The organism is Profundibacter sp. (assembly GCF_056498605.1).
In genome coordinates this window covers 1-22,051 of the sequence record NZ_JBSMEZ010000162.1, presented here as the reverse complement: position 1 = coordinate 22,051, position 22,051 = coordinate 1, and the positions used below count along the sequence as shown (strand labels likewise).

The 22,051-nt window shown below is 56.1% G+C and carries 21 protein-coding genes; 8 read left to right on the top strand and 13 right to left on the bottom strand.

The features are described 5' to 3' along the window. The 4 genes from ACWB12_RS16295 to ACWB12_RS16280 all read right to left on the bottom strand — a co-directional run. Nucleotides 1-207 (bottom strand): hypothetical protein (locus ACWB12_RS16295; protein ID WP_479531154.1); only part of this gene is annotated, 207 nt, incomplete at its 3' end. 5 nt (nt 208-212) lie between these two features. Continuing rightward, nucleotides 213-926 (bottom strand): ABC transporter ATP-binding protein, encoded by a 714-nt coding sequence (locus ACWB12_RS16290; RefSeq protein ID WP_479531153.1) that lies wholly within the window; start codon nt 924-926, stop codon nt 213-215. Then, on the bottom strand, nt 923-1,711 hold the full coding sequence (locus ACWB12_RS16285; RefSeq protein WP_479531152.1) for an ABC transporter ATP-binding protein: 789 nt from the start codon (nt 1,709-1,711) through the stop codon (nt 923-925). The genes ACWB12_RS16290 and ACWB12_RS16285 overlap by 4 nt, the downstream gene beginning before the upstream one ends. Nucleotides 1,712-1,808: 97 nt before the next feature. Continuing rightward, a complete protein-coding gene (locus tag ACWB12_RS16280) occupies nt 1,809-2,990 on the bottom strand; it encodes an ABC transporter substrate-binding protein (RefSeq protein WP_479531151.1) in 1,182 nt (393 codons plus the stop codon). A gap of 170 nt (nt 2,991-3,160) precedes the next feature. On the opposite strand from ACWB12_RS16280, the gene ACWB12_RS16275 reads away from it, so the two are divergent. Continuing rightward, nucleotides 3,161-4,258, top strand: coding sequence for a PQQ-dependent sugar dehydrogenase (locus tag ACWB12_RS16275; RefSeq protein ID WP_479531150.1), 1,098 nt, complete (start codon nt 3,161-3,163; stop codon nt 4,256-4,258). Nucleotides 4,259-4,314: 56 nt separating this feature from the next. Here the strand turns inward: ACWB12_RS16275 and ACWB12_RS16270 are convergent, their stop codons facing one another. Together ACWB12_RS16270 and ACWB12_RS16265 are read right to left on the bottom strand one after the other, a co-directional pair. Continuing rightward, on the bottom strand, nt 4,315-4,707 hold the full coding sequence (locus ACWB12_RS16270) for a GFA family protein (RefSeq protein ID WP_479531149.1): 393 nt from the start codon (nt 4,705-4,707) through the stop codon (nt 4,315-4,317). A 39-nt stretch (nt 4,708-4,746) separates the two neighbouring features. After that, nucleotides 4,747-5,754 carry a GlxA family transcriptional regulator gene (locus ACWB12_RS16265; RefSeq protein WP_479531148.1) on the bottom strand — a complete coding sequence of 336 codons (1,008 nt, stop codon included), beginning with the start codon at nt 5,752-5,754 and terminating at the stop codon, nt 4,747-4,749. Between the two features lie 180 nt (nt 5,755-5,934). Here ACWB12_RS16265 and ACWB12_RS16260 point away from each other — a divergent pair, with 180 nt between their 5' ends. Then, nucleotides 5,935-7,302 carry a class II 3-deoxy-7-phosphoheptulonate synthase gene (locus ACWB12_RS16260; RefSeq protein WP_479531147.1) on the top strand — a complete coding sequence of 456 codons (1,368 nt, stop codon included), beginning with the start codon at nt 5,935-5,937 and terminating at the stop codon, nt 7,300-7,302. 53 nt (nt 7,303-7,355) lie between these two features. Here ACWB12_RS16260 and ACWB12_RS16255 read toward each other — a convergent pair whose 3' ends face one another. Continuing rightward, nucleotides 7,356-8,066, bottom strand: coding sequence for a PAS domain-containing protein (locus ACWB12_RS16255; protein ID WP_479531146.1), 711 nt, complete (start codon nt 8,064-8,066; stop codon nt 7,356-7,358). A gap of 154 nt (nt 8,067-8,220) precedes the next feature. Here ACWB12_RS16255 and ACWB12_RS16250 point away from each other — a divergent pair, with 154 nt between their 5' ends. The 3 genes from ACWB12_RS16250 to ACWB12_RS16240 are packed head-to-tail and all read left to right on the top strand — an operon-like array spanning nt 8,221 to nt 10,292. Next, nucleotides 8,221-9,111, top strand: coding sequence for a YicC/YloC family endoribonuclease (locus tag ACWB12_RS16250; protein ID WP_479531145.1), 891 nt, complete (start codon nt 8,221-8,223; stop codon nt 9,109-9,111). Between the two features lie 3 nt (nt 9,112-9,114). After that, nucleotides 9,115-9,756 (top strand): guanylate kinase, encoded by a 642-nt coding sequence (gmk, locus tag ACWB12_RS16245; RefSeq protein ID WP_479531144.1) that lies wholly within the window; start codon nt 9,115-9,117, stop codon nt 9,754-9,756. Continuing rightward, nucleotides 9,753-10,292: a gamma carbonic anhydrase family protein gene (locus ACWB12_RS16240; protein WP_479531143.1), complete on the top strand. Its 540-nt coding sequence runs from the start codon at nt 9,753-9,755 to the stop codon at nt 10,290-10,292. The genes gmk and ACWB12_RS16240 overlap by 4 nt, the downstream gene beginning before the upstream one ends. Here ACWB12_RS16240 and ACWB12_RS16235 read toward each other — a convergent pair. Further along, nucleotides 10,277-10,960: a class I SAM-dependent methyltransferase gene (locus ACWB12_RS16235; protein ID WP_479531142.1), complete on the bottom strand. Its 684-nt coding sequence runs from the start codon at nt 10,958-10,960 to the stop codon at nt 10,277-10,279. The genes ACWB12_RS16240 and ACWB12_RS16235 overlap by 16 nt on opposite strands. Further along, nucleotides 10,935-11,324, bottom strand: coding sequence for a hypothetical protein (locus ACWB12_RS16230; protein ID WP_479531141.1), 390 nt, complete (start codon nt 11,322-11,324; stop codon nt 10,935-10,937). Before ACWB12_RS16230 ends, ACWB12_RS16235 begins: the two co-directional genes overlap by 26 nt. Nucleotides 11,325-11,434: 110 nt before the next feature. Here ACWB12_RS16230 and ACWB12_RS16225 point away from each other — a divergent pair, with 110 nt between their 5' ends. Next, a complete protein-coding gene (locus tag ACWB12_RS16225) occupies nt 11,435-11,785 on the top strand; it encodes a winged helix-turn-helix transcriptional regulator (RefSeq protein WP_479531140.1) in 351 nt (116 codons plus the stop codon). Here ACWB12_RS16225 and ACWB12_RS16220 read toward each other — a convergent pair. After that, nucleotides 11,774-14,191, bottom strand: coding sequence for a GcvT family protein (locus ACWB12_RS16220; protein ID WP_479531139.1), 2,418 nt, complete (start codon nt 14,189-14,191; stop codon nt 11,774-11,776). The genes ACWB12_RS16225 and ACWB12_RS16220 overlap by 12 nt on opposite strands. Nucleotides 14,192-14,341: 150 nt before the next feature. Here ACWB12_RS16220 and ACWB12_RS16215 point away from each other — a divergent pair, with 150 nt between their 5' ends. After that, nucleotides 14,342-16,756, top strand: a complete 2,415-nt coding sequence (locus ACWB12_RS16215; RefSeq protein WP_479531138.1) for a GcvT family protein — start codon at nt 14,342-14,344, stop codon at nt 16,754-16,756. A gap of 9 nt (nt 16,757-16,765) precedes the next feature. Beyond that, complete coding sequence (locus tag ACWB12_RS16210) at nt 16,766-17,359, top strand: nucleotidyltransferase family protein (protein ID WP_479531137.1); 594 nt, start codon at nt 16,766-16,768, stop codon at nt 17,357-17,359. Nucleotides 17,360-17,385: 26 nt separating this feature from the next. Here ACWB12_RS16210 and ACWB12_RS16205 read toward each other — a convergent pair whose 3' ends face one another. The 3 genes from ACWB12_RS16205 to ACWB12_RS16195 form a co-directional block, all read right to left on the bottom strand. Continuing rightward, nucleotides 17,386-17,748 carry a carboxymuconolactone decarboxylase family protein gene (locus tag ACWB12_RS16205; RefSeq protein WP_479531155.1) on the bottom strand — a complete coding sequence of 121 codons (363 nt, stop codon included), beginning with the start codon at nt 17,746-17,748 and terminating at the stop codon, nt 17,386-17,388. Between the two features lie 319 nt (nt 17,749-18,067). Beyond that, the gene (gene trpB, locus ACWB12_RS16200; RefSeq protein ID WP_479531136.1) at nt 18,068-19,270 is read right to left on the bottom strand and encodes a tryptophan synthase subunit beta; all 1,203 of its coding nucleotides are present in this window, start codon (nt 19,268-19,270) and stop codon (nt 18,068-18,070) included. Nucleotides 19,271-19,970: 700 nt separating this feature from the next. Further along, on the bottom strand, nt 19,971-22,051 hold a 2,081-nt coding region (locus ACWB12_RS16195; protein WP_479531135.1), incomplete at its 5' end, for a Hint domain-containing protein.

Below are 22,051 nucleotides of genomic sequence, written 5' to 3'. Positions count from 1 at the left end.
GCGCATCTCTACCTCTAGGCGCTCGCCTGTCGGCAGTTCGACCACCCAATGCTCGCCGGTAAACCCGCGCATTACATAGGTGAATTTCTCGGTGCTTTTACAGCTCAAATGCCGTGCGCATTCTTGTGTGAATGTGCAGGTAATCGTCTTTTCTTCGCCCGCCCATGCAAGGGACGGCAGCAACAAAAGAATAGTGAATAATCGCAACGCCCCTATCCTCCCAGAAAACTGCGGCGGACTTCGGGGTCGGCCAACAGCACCTGCCCCGTGTCGGTAAACCGGTTGCGGCCCTGCACCAGAACATAGCCCTTGTCGGCGATTTCCAATGCTTGGCGGGCGTTTTGCTCGACCATCAGGATGGAAATACCGCTGCGGGCGACCTCGATGATCCGGTCGAACAGCTCGTCCATCACAATCGGCGAAACGCCGGCCGTAGGTTCGTCCAGCATCAGCACCTGTGGCTGGGTCATCAGCGCACGGCCAAAGGCGACCTGCTGGCGTTGCCCGCCCGATAATTCGCCCGCTGCTTGCAGCCGCTTGTCCCGCAGGATCGGGAACAGCTCATAGACCTGCTCCATCGTTTCCGAAATATCATCGCGGCGCAGGAACGCGCCCATTTCCAGATTTTCCTCGACACTAAGCGAGGTGAATACGTTGCTGGTTTGCGGCACAAACGCCATGCCCTTGGCCACACGCGCTTGCGGCGACAGCGCGGTAATATCCTCGCCGCCCAGCAGCACACGGCCGGAATTCACATTCAGCATGCCAAACACGGCCTTCATCGCGGTGGATTTACCCGCCCCGTTCGGCCCAACGATCACCGCGATTTCGCCCTTGTCCACCGCGATGGTGCACTCGTGCAAAATGTCCGGCCCCTTGCCATACCCGCCGGTTATGGCTTCGCCAATCAGGAAAGGCTCACTCATACCCTGCCCTCCGCTTTGACTTTGTTCTTCAATCCGGTGCCCAGATACGCCTCGATCACATGCTCGTTCGCCTTGATCTCGTCCAATGTGCCCTCGGCCAGCACTTTACCCTCGGCCATACAGATCACCGGATCACAAATCCGCCCGATAAACTCCATGTCGTGCTCGATCACCACAAAGGTATAGCCGCGCTCCTGGTTCAGACGCACAATCGCATCGCCAATGGTGCGCAGCAGGGTGCGGTTCACCCCTGCCCCGACCTCGTCCAGAAATACGATTTTGGCGTCCACCATCATGGTGCGCCCCAGTTCCAACAGCTTTTTCTGCCCGCCAGACAGGTTACCGGCGCGCTCGTCTTTCAAATGATCAATGGTCAGAAATTCCAGAACCTCGTCTGCCTTTTTCAGCAGCGCGGTTTCCTCGGTTGCAATCCGCCCACGGCCAAACCACGCATTCCACAGGGTTTCGCCCGATTGCGTGCCGGGCACCATCATCAGGTTCTCGCGCACCGTCATCGAGGCAAACTCATGTGCAATCTGGAAGGTGCGCAGCAGTCCTTTGTGAAACAACTCATGCGGTGGCAGACCGGTAATATCCTCGCCCTGCATCGTTACGCGTCCGCCAGAAGGTTTAAGAACACCCGCTATCACATTGAAAAGGGTGGTTTTACCAGCGCCGTTCGGTCCAATAAGCCCTGTGATCGACTTTTCGGCGATCTTCAGCGTGGCACCGTCAACAGCCTTGAAGCCCCCGAATTGTTTCGAGATGTCATCAACGACGATCATATAGTTCATCCCCTGCACAGGTCTTATGACCTTCGTGTCTTCTATGAAAACAGCCCGAGAGCGCCCCGGGCTGTTCAATGTCATTAGACGGATCGGACTAGCGGTATTTCGCTGTCTCGACTTTGCCGTCTTTGATAACGATCTGACGGTAGTTGCCAGCAGATTCGCCTGGCCCGATCAGTTCAACCGCTGTGGCACCCACATAGTCGATGTCGCCACCGTCTTTGAGGATTTGCAGCGCTTTAGCCAGTTCGCCAGGGAAAATTTGCTCGCCTGGGGCGTTGGCAACGTCCATCACTTTACCTTTGAAATCACCCGAATCAGTGGACCCTGCAGCCTGCATTGCCAGCATGATCAGCGCAGCTGCGTCATAGCTTTCTGGCGAGAATGGCGAAGTGGCTTCAAATGCGCCATTAACCATTGCCTCGTATTTGGCAGCGCCTGGGCTGTCTGTGCCAGGGTGTTGACCAGTGGAGCCGTCAATTTCGGACCCAAAGGTTTCTGTCAGTGCCGAGCCGATCATCCCGTCAGGGAAGTGGAACGTGTCAAACGCACCTGAATCAAGGGCTGCGCGCACGATACCCGCACCACCTTGATCAATATAACCAGCCACAACCAGACGATCACCACCGGCAGCCGCCAATGCGCCTACCTCGGCGGAATAGTCAGCCTTGCCATCTTCATGGGCGGCTGAAATGGTTACCGTGCCGCCAGCCGCTTCATAAGCGCTCTGGAATGCGTCGGCCAAACCTTTGCCGTAGTCATTGTTGGTGTATGTCAGAGCGACCGTTTTGATGCCCTCTTCGATCAGGATTTCGGTCATCACCACGCCTTGACGTGCGTCAGACGGTGCTGTGCGGAAGAACAAACCGTTATCTTCAGCTGTCGACAGACCCGGCGATGTGGCAGATGGTGAAATCATCACGATGCCGTTGGCCAAGGCCACGTTCGACAGGATCGCACCGGTTACGCCGGAACAGTCTGCGCCCATGATGGCCTTGATGCCATCGGATGTGATCAGACGCTCGGCAGCAGCCGTTGCAGCAGCCGCATCAATACAGGTGGAATCGGCGCGCACGGATGTCACGGTCATGCCGTCCAGCAGCATGCCGGAATCACTGACTTCTTTCATCGCCAGTTCGGCCCCCGCCGCCATATGCGGTGTTAGCGATTCAATTGGGCCGGTAAAGCCCAGAATTACGCCAATTTTGACTTCTTCCGCAAATGCAGATCCCGCCATAAGCGCCATTGCAGCGCTCGCCAGTAGTAGCTTTTTCATATTGTATCTCCCTGAATGAAAAGCAGTTCATAGGGCAGACTAATGTGGTCGAACAAAAAAGAAAAGCCTTAGACACAAAGCCGCCAGAATATAGCATATCCAAAAAGTGGTGCCGCCTTGGCAGCCCCAATGTTATAGTTCGCATCAGGTCACCAGAAGGAGAATTACCGATGCGCGTGCTGATCCTGCTTGTTATATCTTTTGTTCTGGGCTTTCCCGCTTTTGCGACCACAATCCAGACATCGGTGGGCGGGATCAGCATTACCAAGATCGCCGGAGGGCTGAACCAACCCTGGGCAATAGGGTTTTTGCCAAAGGGCCGGTTTTTAGTCACAGAACGCGACGGAGTGTTGTTGAATATCGGGCCTGATGGGCAAGCGTGGCGCGTCATAGGTGTGCCCAAGGTTTTGGCAAGCGGCCAAGGCGGGTTGCTGGATGTGATGATCCCGCGCGATTTCACCCAGAGCCGCGAGGTGTTTTTGAGTTACGCCAAACCGCAAGGGCGCGAGGCAGGCACCGCTTTGGGTGTCGGGCGGCTTTCATCTGACGGGCGCAGGCTGGTGGGGTTTCATCTGCTGTTCGAGATGCAAAAAGGCACAAGCGGCGGGCGGCATTTTGGCTCGCGTATCATTGAAGGGACCGATGGCAAGATTTACATGAGCATCGGCGAACGTGGCGATCGCCCCGCCGCACAAGACCTTACGCGCCATAACGGTAGCATTATTCGCCTTAACCGCGATGGTACGGTGCCACGCGACAACCCGTTTGTCGGGCAAAGCGGACTGCGGCCAGAAATCTGGTCTTACGGGCATCGCAACCCGCAGGGCATGGCGCTGGATATGCACGGACAGCTTTGGGCGCATGAACATGGCGCACAGGGCGGTGACGAGGTGAATTTGATCCGTAAAGGGGCGAATTATGGCTGGCCCGTCATTGCCTACGGTCGGCATTATTCGGGCGAAAAGATTGGCGAGGGCACAGCAAAACCGGGGATGGAACAGCCGGCCATGGTTTGGGACCCGTCCATCGCGCCTTCGGGGATGATGATCTATTCTGGCAGGTTGTGGCCTGCGTGGCGTGGTGACATCTTTGTTGGGTCGCTAAAGTTCGACTATATCGCCCGACTGGACCCTGACCGCAGCTTTGCCGAGGAAAAACTGGAAGCCGACGCGATGATCCGCGTGCGCGATGTGCGCGAAGCACCGGACGGATCAATCTGGTTTTTATCTGTTGGCGAAGGGGCGGTGTTTCGGATGGCACCGGAGTGAAGGGGTTAGAGGTGGCTATTGCAGGCATCATTCGACAATGTCTGCTTTGCGGTAACCTACTCCTCATGGCGACCCTTGTCGTCACGACAACGATCATACAGCTTCATATGCGGAAATGCTGGCAACCAAGATTCGCGACGCACGGTCCAGCTTTCGTAAGTTGGCTTTAATTGATCCGGAGCATCAAGTGATCCTAGGTGCACTTCGATTTCATCTTCACTACGCGCGAAAACGGGAGAGCCGCAGTGAGGGCAAAAATAACGCCCAGCGTAATCTCGTATTTCGCCATCAATGGTCACTGCATCCTGAGGGAATACAGCGGACGCGTAAAAGAGAGCCCCATGATGCTTGCGGCAGTCGAGACAATGACAAAGGCCAACTCTGTTTGGTTGCCCCAAAGCGACAAGCCGGACTTTTCCGCATACGCAACCACCCGTAAATCGGCCCATGGTGTTCCTCCTCGAAGCCAAACCCCATTTACCCCAACACTAGATCGACAGCCGTGTCGCCTGCGCGCCGCGCTCCCGATATGGCGTGGTGCTGTAATGTGCGCGGTAGCATTTGGAAAAATGCGACGGCGAGGCAAATCCGCAAGCCAACGCCACGTTGATCACGCTCATATCGGTCTGCATCAGCAAGTTGCGGGCCTTTTGCAGCCGCAACTCCATATAATAGCGTTTTGGGGATCGATTCAGATAGCGGCGAAACAGCCGTTCCAGCTGGCGGGTTGACATGCCGACATCGCGCGACAGGATCGAGGGCGAGATCGGCTCCTCGATGTTTTCTTCCATCATTTTGATCACCGCCGACAGTTTCGGATGCCGCACCCCAATGCGGGTCGGGATCGACAAACGCTGGGTGTCCTGATCGGTGCGGATCGAGGAATAGATCAACTGGTCCGCCACCGCATTGGCCAGTTCCTCGCCGTGATCATCGGCAATCAGTTTCAACATCAGGTCAATCGACGATGTGCCGCCTGCGGTAGTGAAACGGTTGCCATCCACCACGAACACCGATTTGGTCAGCTCAACCTCCTCGAATTCCTCGATGAAACTGTCCTGATTTTCCCAATGGATCGTGGCGCGTTTGCCGTTCAGCAATCCAGCCATGGCCAATGTGTAGGCCGCGGTGCACAGCCCGCCGATTTTAGCACCGCGCCGCGCCTCGCGCCGCAGCCAGTTCAGTGTTTTTTTGCTGCTGGTTTGCTGTATATCCATGCCGCCACAAACCAGAATGGTGTCATCGCGCAGCATTTCGTCAAACCCGCCATCCACCTGAAGCACGGTTTTGGCAGAACAGGTCACGGTTTCACCACCTTCGCTGATCAGGCACCAGTCATACAGGCTTTTGCCGGATGACATCCGGTTGGCAATGCGCAGGGATTCAACGGCCGAGGTAAAGCTGAGCAGCGAAAACTGGTCAAGCAGGACAAAGACAAACCGGCGCGGGTTTCCCTGCGGTTCCTGAACATCCACAAGCTGGCGACTCACTTCCATCCACACGACCTTTTTGCTGTGGTTTGGTTGACCGAAACAGGTTTGTTTCACCCGATCAAGCAAATACGATCAAAGCGCAAAAATTCTTTGTGTCCCGCCATCTGAATATCGCCTGTTGGCACAGGGCAATTGTCGCCCTATACTTGGTAATCTTGACATATTAATTTTGGAGCAAAGACGATGACGAATTGGCAAAAATCTGGCTGGCGCAACATGCCCCGAGTTCAGATGCCCGAGTATACGGACAGGTGCGCGCTGAATGCTGTAGAAGCACAGCTTGCCAAATATCCGCCGCTCGTCTTTGCTGGCGAGGCCAGACGTCTGAAATTCGCCCTAGCCGAGGCCGCCGAGGGGCGCGCCTTTTTGCTGCAAGGCGGTGATTGCGCCGAGAGTTTCGCCGAATTTTCCGCCGACAACATCCGTGATACATTCAAAGTGATGCTGCAAATGGCGATGGTGCTGACCTATGGCGCCAAGGTGCCTGTGGTCAAGGTTGGCCGCATGGCGGGCCAGTTTGCCAAACCGCGCTCGGCCCCGACCGAGGTCATTGATGGGGTGGAATTGCCCAGCTTTCGCGGTGACATCATCAATGATCTGCCCTTCACACCCGAGGCCCGCACCCCGAACCCGCAAAAGATGTTGCAGGCCTACACCCAAGCCGCTGCATCGCTGAACCTGCTGCGCGCCTTTTCAACCGGCGGCTATGCCGATGTGCATCAGGTGCATGCCTGGACAATGGGGTTCGCACGTGGTGAAAACGCGGCCAAATATCGTGAAATCGCGGTGCGCATATCGGACACGCTGGATTTCATGAAAGCCGCAGGCGTGGACAGCTCTCGTGCCCACACATTGCAAACCGTGGATTTCTACACCAGCCACGAATCCCTGCTGCTAGAATATGAGGAAGCGCTGTGCCGTATTGATAGCACCACAGGCCTGCCCATTGCAGGCTCAGGCCACTTGCTGTGGATCGGGGATCGCACCCGTCAGCCGGATGGCGCACATGTGGAATTCCTGCGCGGGGTACAAAACCCGATCGGGATGAAATGCGGGCCGACCATGACAGCGGATGATCTGAAACGGCTTATGGCCAAACTGAACCCCGAAAACGAGGCGGGGCGTTTGACCCTGATCACCCGTTTTGGCGCAGGATCAGTGGGTGACCACCTGCCCCGCCTGATCAAGACGGTTCAGGAAGAAGGCGCCAATGTGCTGTGGACGTGTGATCCGATGCACGGCAACACGATCAAATCGTCAACCGGATATAAAACCCGTCCGTTTGAATCGGTATTGCGCGAAGTGCGCGAGTTCTTTTCGATCCACAAGGCCGAGGGAACGGTCCCGGGGGGCGTGCATTTCGAAATGACGGGTCAGGACGTAACCGAATGCACCGGCGGCGTGCGGGCGGTGACGGACGAGGATCTGTCAAGCCGCTATCACACTGCGTGCGATCCACGCCTGAACGCCAGCCAATCATTGGAACTGGCGTTTCTGGTGGCCGAAGAACTGTCGGCCTTACGCGAAAGCAAGCAGGCGCAGGCGGTTTAACCCCCTGCTGACGGATTAGAGCAAAACCAATTTAATCGTATTGGTTTTGCCAGTTAAACCAATCGAAGGGTCGGGCGTGTATCGTCCGGCCCTTTTTCGTCATCAATGTCGCTGTCTTTTGAATTTGTGACAAAGGGAATGCTCTGCTCGGCAAATCCTTTGACCGGCGCAGGGTCAAGCAACACATCAACTGCAGGAGCATCAATCGGTGCGTGGCCTGCTGTCAGGGTTTTCATCCTTACATCCGCCACATCAAACCGGCGTGGGGCGCGGCCAATCGGCCCCAGAGACACCAGACAGCCGATGATACGGGTGATTTCACCCATATCACTGCGCAACGGCAGCAAAATAAGCTTGGCGTCCATCGGCGGTTTACCGATGCCGCGTTCGGCTGTCAGGGTCAGTTCCGCCACTTGCGGCCCGTCAAACACCGCCTCGAGCGTGTCGGTCACCATAATCCGCGCAGCAGGCGTAAAGAACGACGTGAACGGCATGCCGCGCACCTCCATCCCCAGCAGATCATTCAGATGCATCCCGTTTAGCCGAAACCGCGCCAGACCCGGTGCGATGCGTTCCAGAATAAAGGTATATTCCAGCGCCCGTTCAATGCCGCGCGGGTCAATTTCACTGCGCTGCGGCACAATTCGCCCCATACGCAAACCTTGCCAATAGGCCTCAACCTGATTGATCACAGGAAACAGAGTTTCGCTTTTATAGCCAAACATTGAAATAACATTCCGTCCGAGCGTTGCTTTATGTTTCACGATACACCTGCATTTTAATTTCCGATATGGGTCGGCATTGTTGTTACAGGGGCGTGTCTCTGTTAACCCTTGGCTCATAATGCTTACCGCCAGGTTAATATGGCATGGTTTGATGAAAATTGAGGGGCTAAAATTGTTAAATGGTTAACCGCACATGATCACATCAATGACAGGGTTCGCCGCCCGTAATGGCGGAAATGCCGGATATTCATGGGCTTGGGAAATCCGCAGCGTCAATTCCAAGGGCCTGGATATTCGCTTGCGGGTGCCGGACTGGGTTGATGGGCTAGAGCAAGCCGTGCGCGGGCTGGTTGCAGGGTCAGTGGGCCGTGGCAATATCAACCTGACTCTGCGGGTGCAGCGCGACGAGGGCACAGCACCGCTGAACCTGAACGCGGCACAACTGACCCGCATCCTGCAGGCGCTGTCCCAGATTGAAGATGCCGCCGCAGACACGGGGTTGACGCTGGTGCATTGCACCGCCGCCGATGTGCTGACCCAGCGCGGGGTGATTGATACAAGCGTTGTGCAAGAAGACACCGCCCCCCTGCTGGCCGCGCTGATTGCGGACCTTCCACCATTGCTGGACGATTTCACCACCATGCGCAGCAACGAGGGCGCAGCACTGGATCAGGTCATCCACGACCAGATCACCACCATCGAAGCCCTGACCAAAGACGCTGCCATTTCCGCCGAGGCCCGCAAGGACGAGGTTGCCAAAACCCTGCGCGAAAATCTGGCCCGCGTGCTGGAAAATTCCGATGGGGCGGATGCGTCCCGCGTGGCGCAGGAACTGGCGATGCTGGCAGTGAAGTCCGATGTGATGGAGGAGTTGGACCGCCTGCGTGCCCATGTGGATGCGGCGCGTGACCTGATGGGCAAGGCCGGCGCTATCGGACGCAAACTGGATTTCCTGATGCAGGAATTTATGCGCGAAGCCAATACCTTATGTTCCAAAGCTCAAGCGGTTGAGCTGACCCGCATCGGTCTGGATCTGAAGGCAACGATAGACCAGATGCGCGAACAAGTGCAGAATGTGGAGTAGAGCATGAATGAGCGCCGCGGACTTTTGATTATCCTGTCGTCGCCTTCGGGTGCTGGCAAATCGACGCTGGCCAAACGGCTGATCAAATGGGACCCTGCAATCGGCTTTTCTGTCTCGGCCACCACCCGCTCGCCGCGTTCAGGCGAGGTGGACGGCAAGGACTATTATTTCAAATCCCACGATGAATTTTCGGCGATGGTCGATAGTGGCGATATGCTGGAACATGCCGAGGTGTTTGGCAATTTCTACGGCTCGCCCAAAGGGCCGGTTGAAGGCGCGATCACTGAGGGGCGCGATGTGCTGTTTGATATCGACTGGCAGGGCGGCCAACAGGTGCGGGCGTCCTCATTGGGCAAACATGTGCTGTCGATTTTCATCCTGCCCCCTTCGATTGCCGAACTTGAGCGCCGCCTGCACACCCGTGCCCAAGACAGCGACGAAGTCATCAATGAGCGGATGCAGAAAAGCCGTGATGAAATCAGCCATTGGCCGGAATATGATTTTGTGCTGATCAACGATGATCTGGACGAGACCGAAGATGCGCTGAAAACCATCATTTCAGCCGAACGCATGCGCATATCGCAACAGCCCGATCTGGTAGAACGGGTGCGGGCGCTGAACAAGGAATTTGAGGACCGCACATGACCCTTTATACTATCGATGGTAAATCCCCCACCCTGCCCGTTGAGGATGATTACTGGATCGCCCCCGATGCTAATGTGATCGGTAATGTCGTGCTGCAAACTGGCGCATCTGTCTGGTTTGGCTGCACCTTACGGGGTGATAATGAACTGATCTTTGTCGGCGCGGGCAGCAACGTTCAGGAAAACTGTGTGTTGCACACCGATCCGGGTTTCAAGCTGACCATCGGCCAGAACTGCACCATTGGGCACAAGGCGATGCTGCACGGCTGCACTGTTGGGTCTAACAGCCTGATTGGCATGGGGGCGACGGTGCTGAACGGGGCACGGATTGGCAAAAACTGCCTGATTGGCGCGGGCGCGCTGATCACCGAGGGCAAGGAAATTCCCGACGGGTCACTGGTAGTGGGTGCCCCAGGCAAGGTGGTGCGACAGTTGGACCAGACTGCCATTCAAGGGCTAACCGCCAGTGCGCTACACTATCAGGAAAACATGCGCCGGTTCAGGGATAGGTTGCAGGTGGTTCAACTCGACACATAAGCCGTCACCGCTGCCAAGCCCTCCTCAAGGTAGGTATCGATAACGGGCATCTCGAACCCCGTTTTTGTAAAATGATCGACCACCACAACGGGGTCCAGTTTGCGCGCCTTTCCGGCCCACAGCCGGATCGCTCCTGCCGCAAACGGCCCAAGCCGCCGTGTGGTGATGATCTGTTCCGCATGGCGCAAATCAAACTGCGGCTTCGGGAATAACACACTTGCCTGCCCGTGCCCTCGTAAGACCCGCGCCATTTCAGACAGTAATGCCGATGGGTCCGGCACCACATTGATCAAGGATGCCGACAGGACTACGTCAAAAGACCCAGCCCTCATTGCCATATCCGTCGCGTTATCCACTTTGAACCGCGCGTGGCTTTGGGGACGTTTGGCGCGTTTGATCATGGCGTCGGATTTATCCACGCCGGTGTTCATTACGCCCCCCGCCGCCAACTCTCGCGTCAAATTCCCCGGCCCGCACCCCAGGTCAAGCACCTGCATATCCGGCTGGATATCCAGCACCCTGACCCAATCGCGCAGCGGGTCACTATACCAGTCATACCTATACAAACGGTCAAACAGGGCTGGCGCGTTGCCAATCATCATCAGCCCTGCCGGTATTTGTGAAATGCTTTTCAACACCGGATCACGCCCCTGCGTGGCTGGGCACACTACGGCGCGCCAGTATCAGCAAGATAATCAACATGGTCGCGTTGAACATTGGAAAACCAGAATGGGCAATCGCAACCACGCCTGTGGCCGTGTAAAACAGACCAACCACCAGATCGACGGCTTGAATGGCGATCATCCCGTCGGCCCAAACCTTGTATCTTACGGGATCAGACGCAATCACAAACATTCCCAACCCGTAAACAATGAACCGTCCGGCCAGCATACCCAATGGGTAATTTATATCCTGGCCGATCTCGCTAAGACCCTGCCATGCGATGAAAAATTGCGGAACGAACAGGTAGAGGGCGCCAAGCACCAGTTGAACCACGCCGATAAAGTAACAGAGTGCCTTGAAGTATTTCATATCGTTTGCCTTTTTGCTTGTATAAATCTTGAAAGGCAGACATATTCCCCTAACTTCCCTTTAGGAAGTAGTTGCCAAAATGAAAGTAACTATCCCGAAAAGGAAGTCGTATGGACCCGTTACAAGCCGGTGTTGATTGCACCCCCGACTGCCCCGTCAAACTGTCGGCAAACATCCTGTCGGGCAAATGGACCACGCTGATTATCCGCGAGCTGCTGGCTGGCACACGGCGCTATTCGCAGCTGCAACATGCGTTGCTGGGGGTCAGCCCGAAAATCCTTGCCTCGCGGTTGCGGATGCTCCAGGCCGAAGGGCTGGTGACGCGCAAAATCTATGCCACAGTGCCGCCGAAAACCGAATACACCCTGACCGCATTGGGCAATGAAGCCGAAAAGGTGATCCGCGCGATGGCCGAGTTTGGTGTGTTGCTGGAACAACGCGCGATAGTATCAGCCGCGTAAGCGTTCGCCTTTGGCGTCAAACGGTGGTTCCGCCAGCATTACCGCGCGGTGCGGTGCGCCCAGAATGTAGACATCCACAGCGTCCCCTGCTTTGACCATGCCTGCCTTGATATATCCAAGGGCCAGCGATTTTTCGACGTGGTAGCCATAAGCGCCGGAGGTGACGCGACCAACGGGGGTGCCATCAGGCAAAAAGATCGGCTCGCCCCCTGTGGCATCGGCATTTTCAACCGTGACCTCGAACATCACCAGTTCTTCGCGGGCTGGGTTGTCGGCCAGCGCAGCATAAGCCGCGCGGTTCAAAAAATCACCTTTGTCCATCTTCACCAGACGCGCGAACCCCACTTCTTGCGGCCAGTATTCTGGCGAATATTCACGCCCCCAACTGCCGTATCCTTTTTCCAGTCGCAACGACATCAAGGCGCGACTGCCCACTGGACCCGCACCAAATTCTTTGCTAGCCTCCAGCAGCGCTTGATACAGGCGCGCCTGATCCTCGGTGGCGCAATGCAGCTCCCACCCCAGATCACCGGTGAACGACACGCGGATCGCCACCACATTAACCCCGCCCACGTCAATGCGTTTTGAGCGCATGAACGGGAAGGCTGCTGTGGTCAGGTCCGTATTGGTCAGGCGCTGCAACAGGTTACGCGATTTTGGCCCCGCCACGTTGAAGCCACACATCGCGTCCGTCAGCGATTTGAATGTGGTGCCTTTGGGGAATGGAACTGCCTTGAAAAACCGCTGGTGATAGCGTTCGGCCATGCCCGAGCCGACGATCATGAAATCATCCTCGTCCAGTTTGGTCACGGTGAAATCGCCAGAAATGCCGCCGCGCACGCCGATCAGGGGCGTCAGACAAGACCGGCCAACCACAGACGGAATCCGGTTGGCGAACAACGCGTTCAGCCAATCTTCGGCCCCTGCCCCTTGCACCGCATATTTCGAGAAATTCGAGATGTCGATGATCCCCGCGTGGTCCCGCAGCATCCGGCATTCGGCCCCCACAGGCTCGAACCAGTTTTGGCGCGCGAACCCGTTGGTATCCACCGTATCAGGCGCATCCGCATACCACAGCGGATGTTCCCAGCCGCCGTTCAGCCCGAACACCGCCCCCATCTGGCGCTGCATCTGGTAAATCGGGCGCATCCGCACGGGCCGGCCCGCCGCGCGTTCCTCATTGGGGAAATGGATCGAGAACCGGTGCGCATATTGATCGGCGACGCGGGCCTTGGTGAACGCCTTGTCGGCCCAGTTACCGAACCGCGCCAAATCCCATGCAAACAGGTCCAGCTTTGGTTCGCCTTCAATGATCCATTCAGCCGTCAGCAAGCCCAACCCGCCGGATTGCGAAAACCCGGGGATGATGCCGTTACAGCAGAAATAATTGCGCAATTCGGGCACGGGGCCGAACAGCGCATTACTGTCAGGCGACCAGATCATCGGGCCGTTGATCACCCGCTTGATCCCCGCCTCGCCAATCACCGGAACGCGGTCAATTGCCCGCATCAAGTTATCCTCGATCCGCTCCAGATCATCTGGGAACAGCTCATGTCCAAACCCCGGTGGGGTGCCGTCTTCGGCCCAGAACTTCATGTTTTTTTCGTAGGCGCCAACCAACAGCCCCTGCCCCTCTTGGCGCAGGTAATATTCGCCGTCACGGTCAGCAATAGATGGCAGGCGCATGTCCAGTGCTGCAACTTCAGTAATGGTTTCGGTGACGAAATACTGGTGCTCGGTCGGGATCAGCGGCAGGGTCAGCCCCGCCATCGCCGCTACTTCGCGCCCCCACAGACCCGCCGCGTTGATCACCCATTCCGCGTGAATATTCCCCTTGGGTGTTTCCACAATCCAGCTTCCATCCGGTTGCTGAACCGTGGCCGTCACAGGCGTGAACCGGTTAATCTCGGCCCCCGCGGCGCGAGCGCCCGCCGCATATGCCATCGTCACGCCGGACGGGTCCACATTGCCACCATCGGGTTCATACATAATGCAGCGGATGCCGTCGAAATTGACCAGCGGGTGCAGGCGCTCGGCCTCGTCGCGTGACACCTCGTGAAAATTCATCCCGTAATAGCGTGCCTTGGCCTCTTGCAGGCGCAACTGGTGCTCGCGGGCCTCGGTTTGGGCCAGATACAATGACCCGGGCTGAAACACACCACAACCCTGCCCTGTCGACGCCTCGAGTTCTTTATAAAGCCCCATAGTATAGTGCTGGATGCGCGAAATGTTGTTGCTGTCGTGAAGCCCGTGAATGCCCGCCGCCGCGTGCCATGTTGACCCTGACGTCAGTTCATCACGCTCCAGCAACACCACATCGGACCAGCCGAGTTTCGTTAGGTGGTAAAGGATCGAGCAACCAATCAGGCCACCCCCGATAACAACGGCTTGTGCGTGGGTTTTCATGTGTGTGACCTATATCCGGTATTTGGTTTCCCTTACCCTGACCTGCGCCATACCTTCTGAATTGCCCGTTCACGACATTAATTGTCGAATTCTGACCAGTGGCTTGCCTGTTTCCCTTGCACCCTGATCCACAAAACAAAGGAGCAACTCATGAAAACCCATACCCGTGTCTGTGTCATTGGCGGCGGCGTTGTCGGCGCATCCGTGTTGTATCACCTCACCAAACTCGGCTGGTCCGATGTGGTGCTGCTGGAACGTAGCGAGCTGACATCCGGATCGACGTGGCATGCGGCAGGCGGGTTTCACACGCTGAATGGCGACACCAATATGTGTGCGCTTCAGGGCTATACCATCCGGTTGTATAAAGAGCTGGAGGAGATCACCGGCATGTCTTGTGGGCTGCACCATGTGGGTGGCATCACGCTGGCCGACACGCCCGAACGGTTCGACATGCTAAAGGCCGAACGTGCCAAGCACCGGCATATGGGGCTGGACACCCGTATCCTTGGCCCTGACGAAATCAAACAAATCGCCCCGATCACCAACACCAATGGCATTCTGGGTGCCCTATATGATCCGCTGGATGGCCACCTTGATCCGTCGGGCACCACGCATGCCTATGCCAAGGCCGCCCGCATGGGGGGGGCCGAAATCTATCTGCACACCAAGGTTAAGCAAACCAACCAGCAGCCCGATGGCAGCTGGGAAGTGGTGACCGACAAAGGTGTGATCATCGCAGAACATATCGTCAATGCGGGTGGGTTGTGGGCCCGTGAGGTCGGCGCGATGGCGGGTGTTTACACGCCCCTGTTGCCGATGGAACATCAGTATATCGTCACCGACGATCTGCCCGAGATTTACGGGCGCGGCGTCGAACATCCGCATGTCATGGACCCCGGTGGAGAAAGCTATCTGCGCCAAGAGGGTCGCGGGCTGTGCATCGGGTTCTATGAACAACCCTGCCAGCCGTGGTCGGTTGATGGCACGCCTTGGGATTTCGGCCATGAACTGCTGCCCGACAATCTGGACAAGATCGAGGCCTCGATCGAATTTGCCTATTCCCGCTTTCCAATTCTGGAAACCGCAGGCGTAAAAACCGTGATCCACGGCCCGTTCACTTTTGCCCCCGACGGTAATCCGCTGGTCGGCCCTGTTCCGGGGATGCAGGGCTATTGGCTGGCCTGCGGTGTGATGGCCGGATTCTCCCAAGGTGGCGGCGTTGGCCTGATGCTGGCGCAATGGATGGTAAACGGTGAAACCGAACGCGATGTATCGGCGATGGATATCGCCCGCTATGGCAAATGGATTTCGCCAGGTTATACCGTGCCCAAAGTGATCGAGAATTACCGCAACCGGTTTTCGGTGGTTTACCCGAACGAGGAACTGCCAGTGGGCCGCCCCAACCAGACCACGCCGATGTATGATATTTTCGATGGCATGAACGCGGTTTGGGGCCAGCAAAACGGGCTGGAAGTGGTGAACTATTTCGCGCTTGAAGGCGAAGACCGTTACGAGATCCCCAGCTTCCGGCGCTCGAACGCGTGGGAAGCGACAGCGCAAGAGGTCAAAGCGGTGCGCGAGGCTGTGGGTATCAACGAAGTGCAGAATTTCGGCAAGTTTTTGGTCAAGGGCGCTGGTGCGAGGGCATGGCTTGATAAAATCATGGCGGGACGGATTCCCAATATTGGCCGCCTGTCGCTCACGCCAATGCTGGCCCCCTCTGGCCGATTGATTGGCGATTTCACCGTGTCCTGTCTGGCCGAGGATGAATACCAGCTAACCGGCTCATACGGCGCACAGGATTACCACCACCGCTGGTTTTTGCAGCACCTTGAGGATGGTATCACGGTTGAAAACATCTCGGACCTGCGCACCGGTTTCCAGATTGCCGGACCCAACGCGCGCAAGCTGCTGGAGCAGGTGACGCGGGCCGATGTCAGCGGTGAATCGTTCAAGTTTCTGGACGTAAAACGCATGGTTATCGGTCTGGTGGACTGCATCGTGCAGCGGGTCAGCTATACCGGCGATCTGGGCTATGAAATCTACACCACCCCGATGTCACAACGTGCACTTTGGAATGCGCTGTGGGGCGCTGGCCAAAATCTGGGTCTGCGCCCGTTCGGAATGCGGGCGATGATGAGCCTGCGGCTGGACAAGTTTTTCGGCGCATGGTTGCGAGAGTTTTCGCCTGATTATACGGCTGCCGAAACCGGGTTGGACAGGTTTATTTCATTCAAGAAGGATACCGACTTCATTGGACGGACCGCAGCCGAGGCTGAGCGCACCGCGCCCCCTGCCCGACAGTTGTGCGCCTTCGAGGTGTTGGTCAAAGACGCGGATGTGATTGGTTACGAGCCTGTGTCAATCAAAGGCGAGGTTGTCGGCTATTGCACTTCGGGCGGATATTCGCATTTCGCGGGCAAATCCATCGCATTGGCGCTGATCCCACGGGAGATGGCGCAAGCGGGCCAAAAGGCCGAGATCGAGATACTGGGCGAAATGTGCGCGGCCACCCTGATCACGGATGTTCTATTTGATGCTGACGGGGCACGAATGCGGGGGTAAACTGTCCCTATGACAATCCCTATCCTGATCCTTGCGGCCGGTGCATCAAACCGGATGGGTGGCCGTGATAAGCTACTGAAGGACGTTCACGGACTCCCGCTGTTGCACCATGTGGTGCGCCGTGCGGTGGCGACGGGGCATCCGGTGCTGGTGGCGTTGCCTGACGGGGATGCAAAGCGGCGTGATGTGCTGGCAGGGCAGGAAGTTCAAATTATAACGGTTGCAGACGCAGCCCAAGGCATGTCTGCGTCCTTGCGTGCAGGTCTGAAGGCCCTGCCTGATAATGCACCCGGTGTGTTGGTCGCATTATCAGATATGCCGGAAGTCACGACAGACGATTATCTGTGCATTATCAATGCATTCATAAGCGACCCTAAAGAAAACATCCAACGCGCCGCCAGCGCCGATGGCACGGCAGGCAACCCTGTTCTGCTGCCAAAATGGGCCCTGAATGATCCAGAGGTATTTCAGGGGGACGCAGGCGCACGCTATCTGCTGCGCCAGAATCCTGACAGGGTACGGCTTGTCACTCTGCCCGATGATCATGCCATCACGGATCTGGACACTGCCGAGGATTGGGCATCATGGCGGGGTCGACCTTAGGCCGTATCCGTATTGATTGTCGCCAGCTATATCTGGCAAAACCCCTGCGCCGGAATGTCCAACGCCGCGTTATATTTGCTCGACATATTCTGAAAAGAGATCAAGCCACACAGTTCGGCCACTGCATCATCGTCAAAATGCTGCTTTACTTGGTCCATTAGTGCGGCGTCCACATCGCGGTCGGAATAGGTCACTGCTTCGGTCAATTCCAACGCCGCTTGCTCCATCGCGTCAAACCCCTCGTGCGTGCGCCACCCCGCCAGATGCACAACTTTTTCCTCGCATACACCGCGTTTCATCAAGGTCGAGGCGTTGATATCAACGCAAAACTCACAGTGGTTGATCTGCGACACCCGCACCGTCACCAGTGAGCGTAAAGCCGGATCAATCCGCGATCTTTTTGCGGTTCAACGCCCCGTACAGCAGCGCCACCCCGACAAACACACTTGGGGATCGCGCTCACAGCATTCCGGGCTCCAGCACCTTGCCGTATGTCTTTTTCTGTTTCCAGAAAAACAGCCTTATATACCACGGATATTCGGAAACCGGTTTGGGCGGGATAAACATATTGTATTAGCCTTGTCATTGTTTAGGCCGCGCGCTCTGACCCGTAAATAGTCAGACCAGCAAGCAATGATCAACGAGACAAAATGGCCAAAAATGTGGCGCCCCATTCACACAGGACGCCACCGAATAATTTTTGAAAAATTATTCCTCGAAGCCATAGGTTTCAGCGACATAATCAATGTCCTTGTCACCACGGCCCGACAGATTGATCAGAATAGATTTTCCCTGCAGGTCTTTGGCCTCGCGCATCGCGTAGGCCACCGCATGGGCAGATTCCAGCGCCGGAATAATACCCTCGTGACGCGACAGATCGTAAAACGCTTTTAGGGTTTCCTTATCATCTGCGGTCACATACTCCGCCCGCCCGATTTTCTGCAAATGGACATGTTCCGGCCCGACACCGGGGTAATCCAGCCCCGAGGCAATGGTGTTTACGGGGGCAGGCTCGCCCGCGTCATCCACCAGAAGTTTGGTGCGGAACCCGTGGATGTCACCATCCTGACCATAGGTCATTGTGGCTGCGTGTTCGCCCAGTTTGGAAGATGTGCCACCCGGTTCAACCCCGACAAGGGCCACGCCTTCGTCATCAATAAAGCCCGAGAAGATGCCCATAGCGTTAGAGCCACCGCCAACACAAGCCGCGACGATATCAGGCAGGTTGCCCGTCATCTCAAGAAACTGTTCGCGAGATTCCAACCCAACAATGGTTTGGAAATCCCGCACCATTCTGGGAAACGGGTGTGGCCCCACGACCGATCCGATACCGAACAGCGCCTTATCGGCTTGGCCCATGTAGCTGCCAAAGGCTGAATCCACCGCTTCTTTCAGGGTCTTGGCCCCCTCGCCCACAGGCACCACAGTTGCCCCCAGCAGTTTCATGCGCACCACATTGGGCGCTTCTTTGGCCATGTCGACCTCGCCCATATGGATTTCACATTCCATACCAAAATAGGCCGCAGCAGTTGCCAGCGCCACACCGTGTTGCCCAGCACCTGTTTCGGCGATCAGTTTGGTTTTACCCATGTGTTTGGCCAGCAGTCCTTCGGCCATACAGTGGTTCAGTTTGTGGGCGCCGGTGTGGTTCAGATCCTCGCGTTTGGCATAGATCTGTGCCCCGCCACAGATTTTTGACAGGTTTTTGAAATAGGAAATCGGGGTGGGCCGGCCCTGAAAATGTTTGCGGATATAGCGCAGGTCACGAATGTAATCGGCGGAATTGGATATCTCGTCATAGGCGGCCGCGATTTCCTCAAAATGCGGCACCAAAGGGGGTGGCAACATCGCCCCGCCGTAATCGCCAAAAAATCCATCGCGTGTCGGGGTTGATTTTAGATACGGTTTCATAGCTGTCCCTGTTGTTGGTTATGTTCACCAACCAAGGTCCACTGTCCCCACACCCTTTGCAACAAAAAAATCGAGGGCCGTTGCCCCAGGAAATGGTCATATCACGGCCACGCTGACAGGATGGTCCACAGGTAAAACAACGAATGTATACACTTTACTTGCCCTCTCGGAATTGCATTCTGGACGCGCATCCGGAGTACACATATGACAAATAAGATATTCACCCTAACCTTCAGCTTATTAATCGCCACCGTGATAACAGGCTGCACACGAAACGCAGAAACAGATCTGGCCTTAAGGAAGTTTCTTGTAGGCCATAATGGGTTGTCATGTTCAGAATCTTATTCAGAAATGCTAAAGGAAGGCGAAACACAGCAATACGCGCAAGAAAATTATGATCGCTGTATTAACGGTGCATAACACCTAAAACCTGCAAAATGGAATCTGATGCTACTCATTATGTAGCTTGGCTTTCAGCATGTTAGTTTTTCCATCCAAACACATTTGCAAAAAAATCGGAGGCTGGTGTAAAACCAACCTCCGATTTTCATTCCCTCAAGGCACAGGGGCCTCAAGAAAGCTGCATATTCATATGGGGCTACTTAAATAGAAAGGCCGTTTCCATCTGGCTGGCCGAGGCAGCGTTTGCACGTATATGCGTTCGGCCAGCCAGATGAATTCAATTTAACGCAAAGCTTGTCTATTTCGCCAGAAGCCGCGCCTCGTGCGCCTTCAGGGTTCTGCGGGCCGCTTGGTAACTCTCGATCCCTTTGGCTGTTGCCAGCTCGGGGAACAGTTCCAGAATTTCATTGCGTTGCGCATTGCCGATGCCTTGCAGGGTGTAGTCACCAGGCTGGAAGCTCTCGGTCCAGGACCCATCCGACAGCACAACTTCATGGTTGTCGAACATGAAGTGCAGATAGCTAATGCCCATTGTGTCAACTGAATGAACACCCTGATTGTTGACCAGATGCTTGGCCGCGGCCAGAACTTCGCGTTCTTCAAAGTAGAGCGAAGTCTTATCGTTGGCCACCAGCATACGGTGGTTCGGAGAAACCATCATATCGCGTTCCGGCAGATCGTTCCCCAGTGATCCTTTGCGGATCAGGACTGGTTTCAGATGTGGGTTGGCAGCAAGCGCTTTCCAATCCAGTTTCTTTTCGCCAACCCAGCGGATTTCCTGAATGCCGTTATCGCGGGTAATAACCTTGTCACCTTCACGCAGCTCCTCGACCAGACGCTCACCTTTAGGTGTCGCAATCAGCGAACCGGGTGTGAAACATGGAATGACATTCTCGATGTTGGTGAATTCCATGGTGCCGGTGACATTGCCATCTTCATCGCGGAAATCAACATGGCCGTTTTCAGGATTGCCAGCATCATAGATCACCCGAAGCGTGCCACCATCCGGACGCGAGCCCGTCAAATCCAGCGTATCGAAGTCGTCGCCGCCCTCGTTCCCGTCAACCACATCACCTGCGGTGATATTGCTAAAGATATCCTGATCATCGCCACCCGACATAATGTCGGCGCCAGTGCCACCGTCGAAGGTATCATTGCCGGTGCCGCCAACCATAGTGTCGTCGCCCTGACCACCGATCAGAGTATCGTCACCGGACCCACCATCGATGTAGTCGTCGTCAATGCCGCCGTCGATGTAATCATTGCCAGCATCGCCATACAATGTGTCATCGTCATCGGCACCATAGATAGTGTCGTTGCCATCGCCACCGTGGACCAGATCCATACCGTTGTTTGGCACCAGATCAGGGCCGAATGGACCAGAACCGTCATCAGGGATGTTCAGCGCATCCGGGAAGGATGGGTCAAGACCGGCATAGATCACATCGTCGCCAGCACCGCCGTCAATGATGTCGTTACCTTCGCCACCGATGATGGTGTCGTTGCCGTCACCGCCGTCGATTGTGTCGTCATCGATTCCACCGTCGATGGTATCATTGCCGGTGCCGCCAAAGATTATATCGGCATCATCGCCAGTGGTGATGGTATCGTTGCCAGCCCCACCGTAAACAGTGTCTTTGTCATCATCCGGATCAGTATCGGCAGGATATAGGCCAGGATAACCAATGTCAGGCTGCGGATCGGAACCGGATGTGTCGATCACATCATCGCCGTCGCCACCATAAACCGTGTCGGACCCGTCGCCACCTGTGATGGTGTCATTGCCCTCTTCGCCGCGCAGGATGTCGTCACCGACCCCGCCGTCGATGGTGTCATTGCCAGTGCCGCCGTAAACGTCGTCGTCACCTTCGCCGGCCAGAATGGTGTCATTACCAGCACCCGCTTCGATGATGTCATCATTCGGACCTTCGCCTGCGATGATTTCATCGTTGTGGTCAACCAGATCACCGTCCGGATCGCCTGTGTAGTCATAATCAATCAGATCATCACCGTCCGTGCCTGACACAATGCCATCGCGTGGATCGTCACCTACCGTCACAATCACAACAGCTGTATCCGTGCCGCCATTGCCGTCTGTGATCTCGTAGTTGATGGTCGCGTCACCTTCAAAGCCATCGTTTGGCGTGAAGGTGATGGTGCCATCTGCATTCACAACAATCGTGCCATCAGCCGATGTCGGTGTGCCAAGGATATCCAGATCATCACCGTCAACGTCGGTGTCATTGCCCAACACATCAATAGTTACGGGTGTTTCGAAATCCGTGGTGTCTGCATCATCATTGGCAACCGGATCATCGTTCCCCGGAGCAACCGTCACAGCGACTGTCGCTGTGTCTGTGCCGCCGTTGCCGTCGGTGA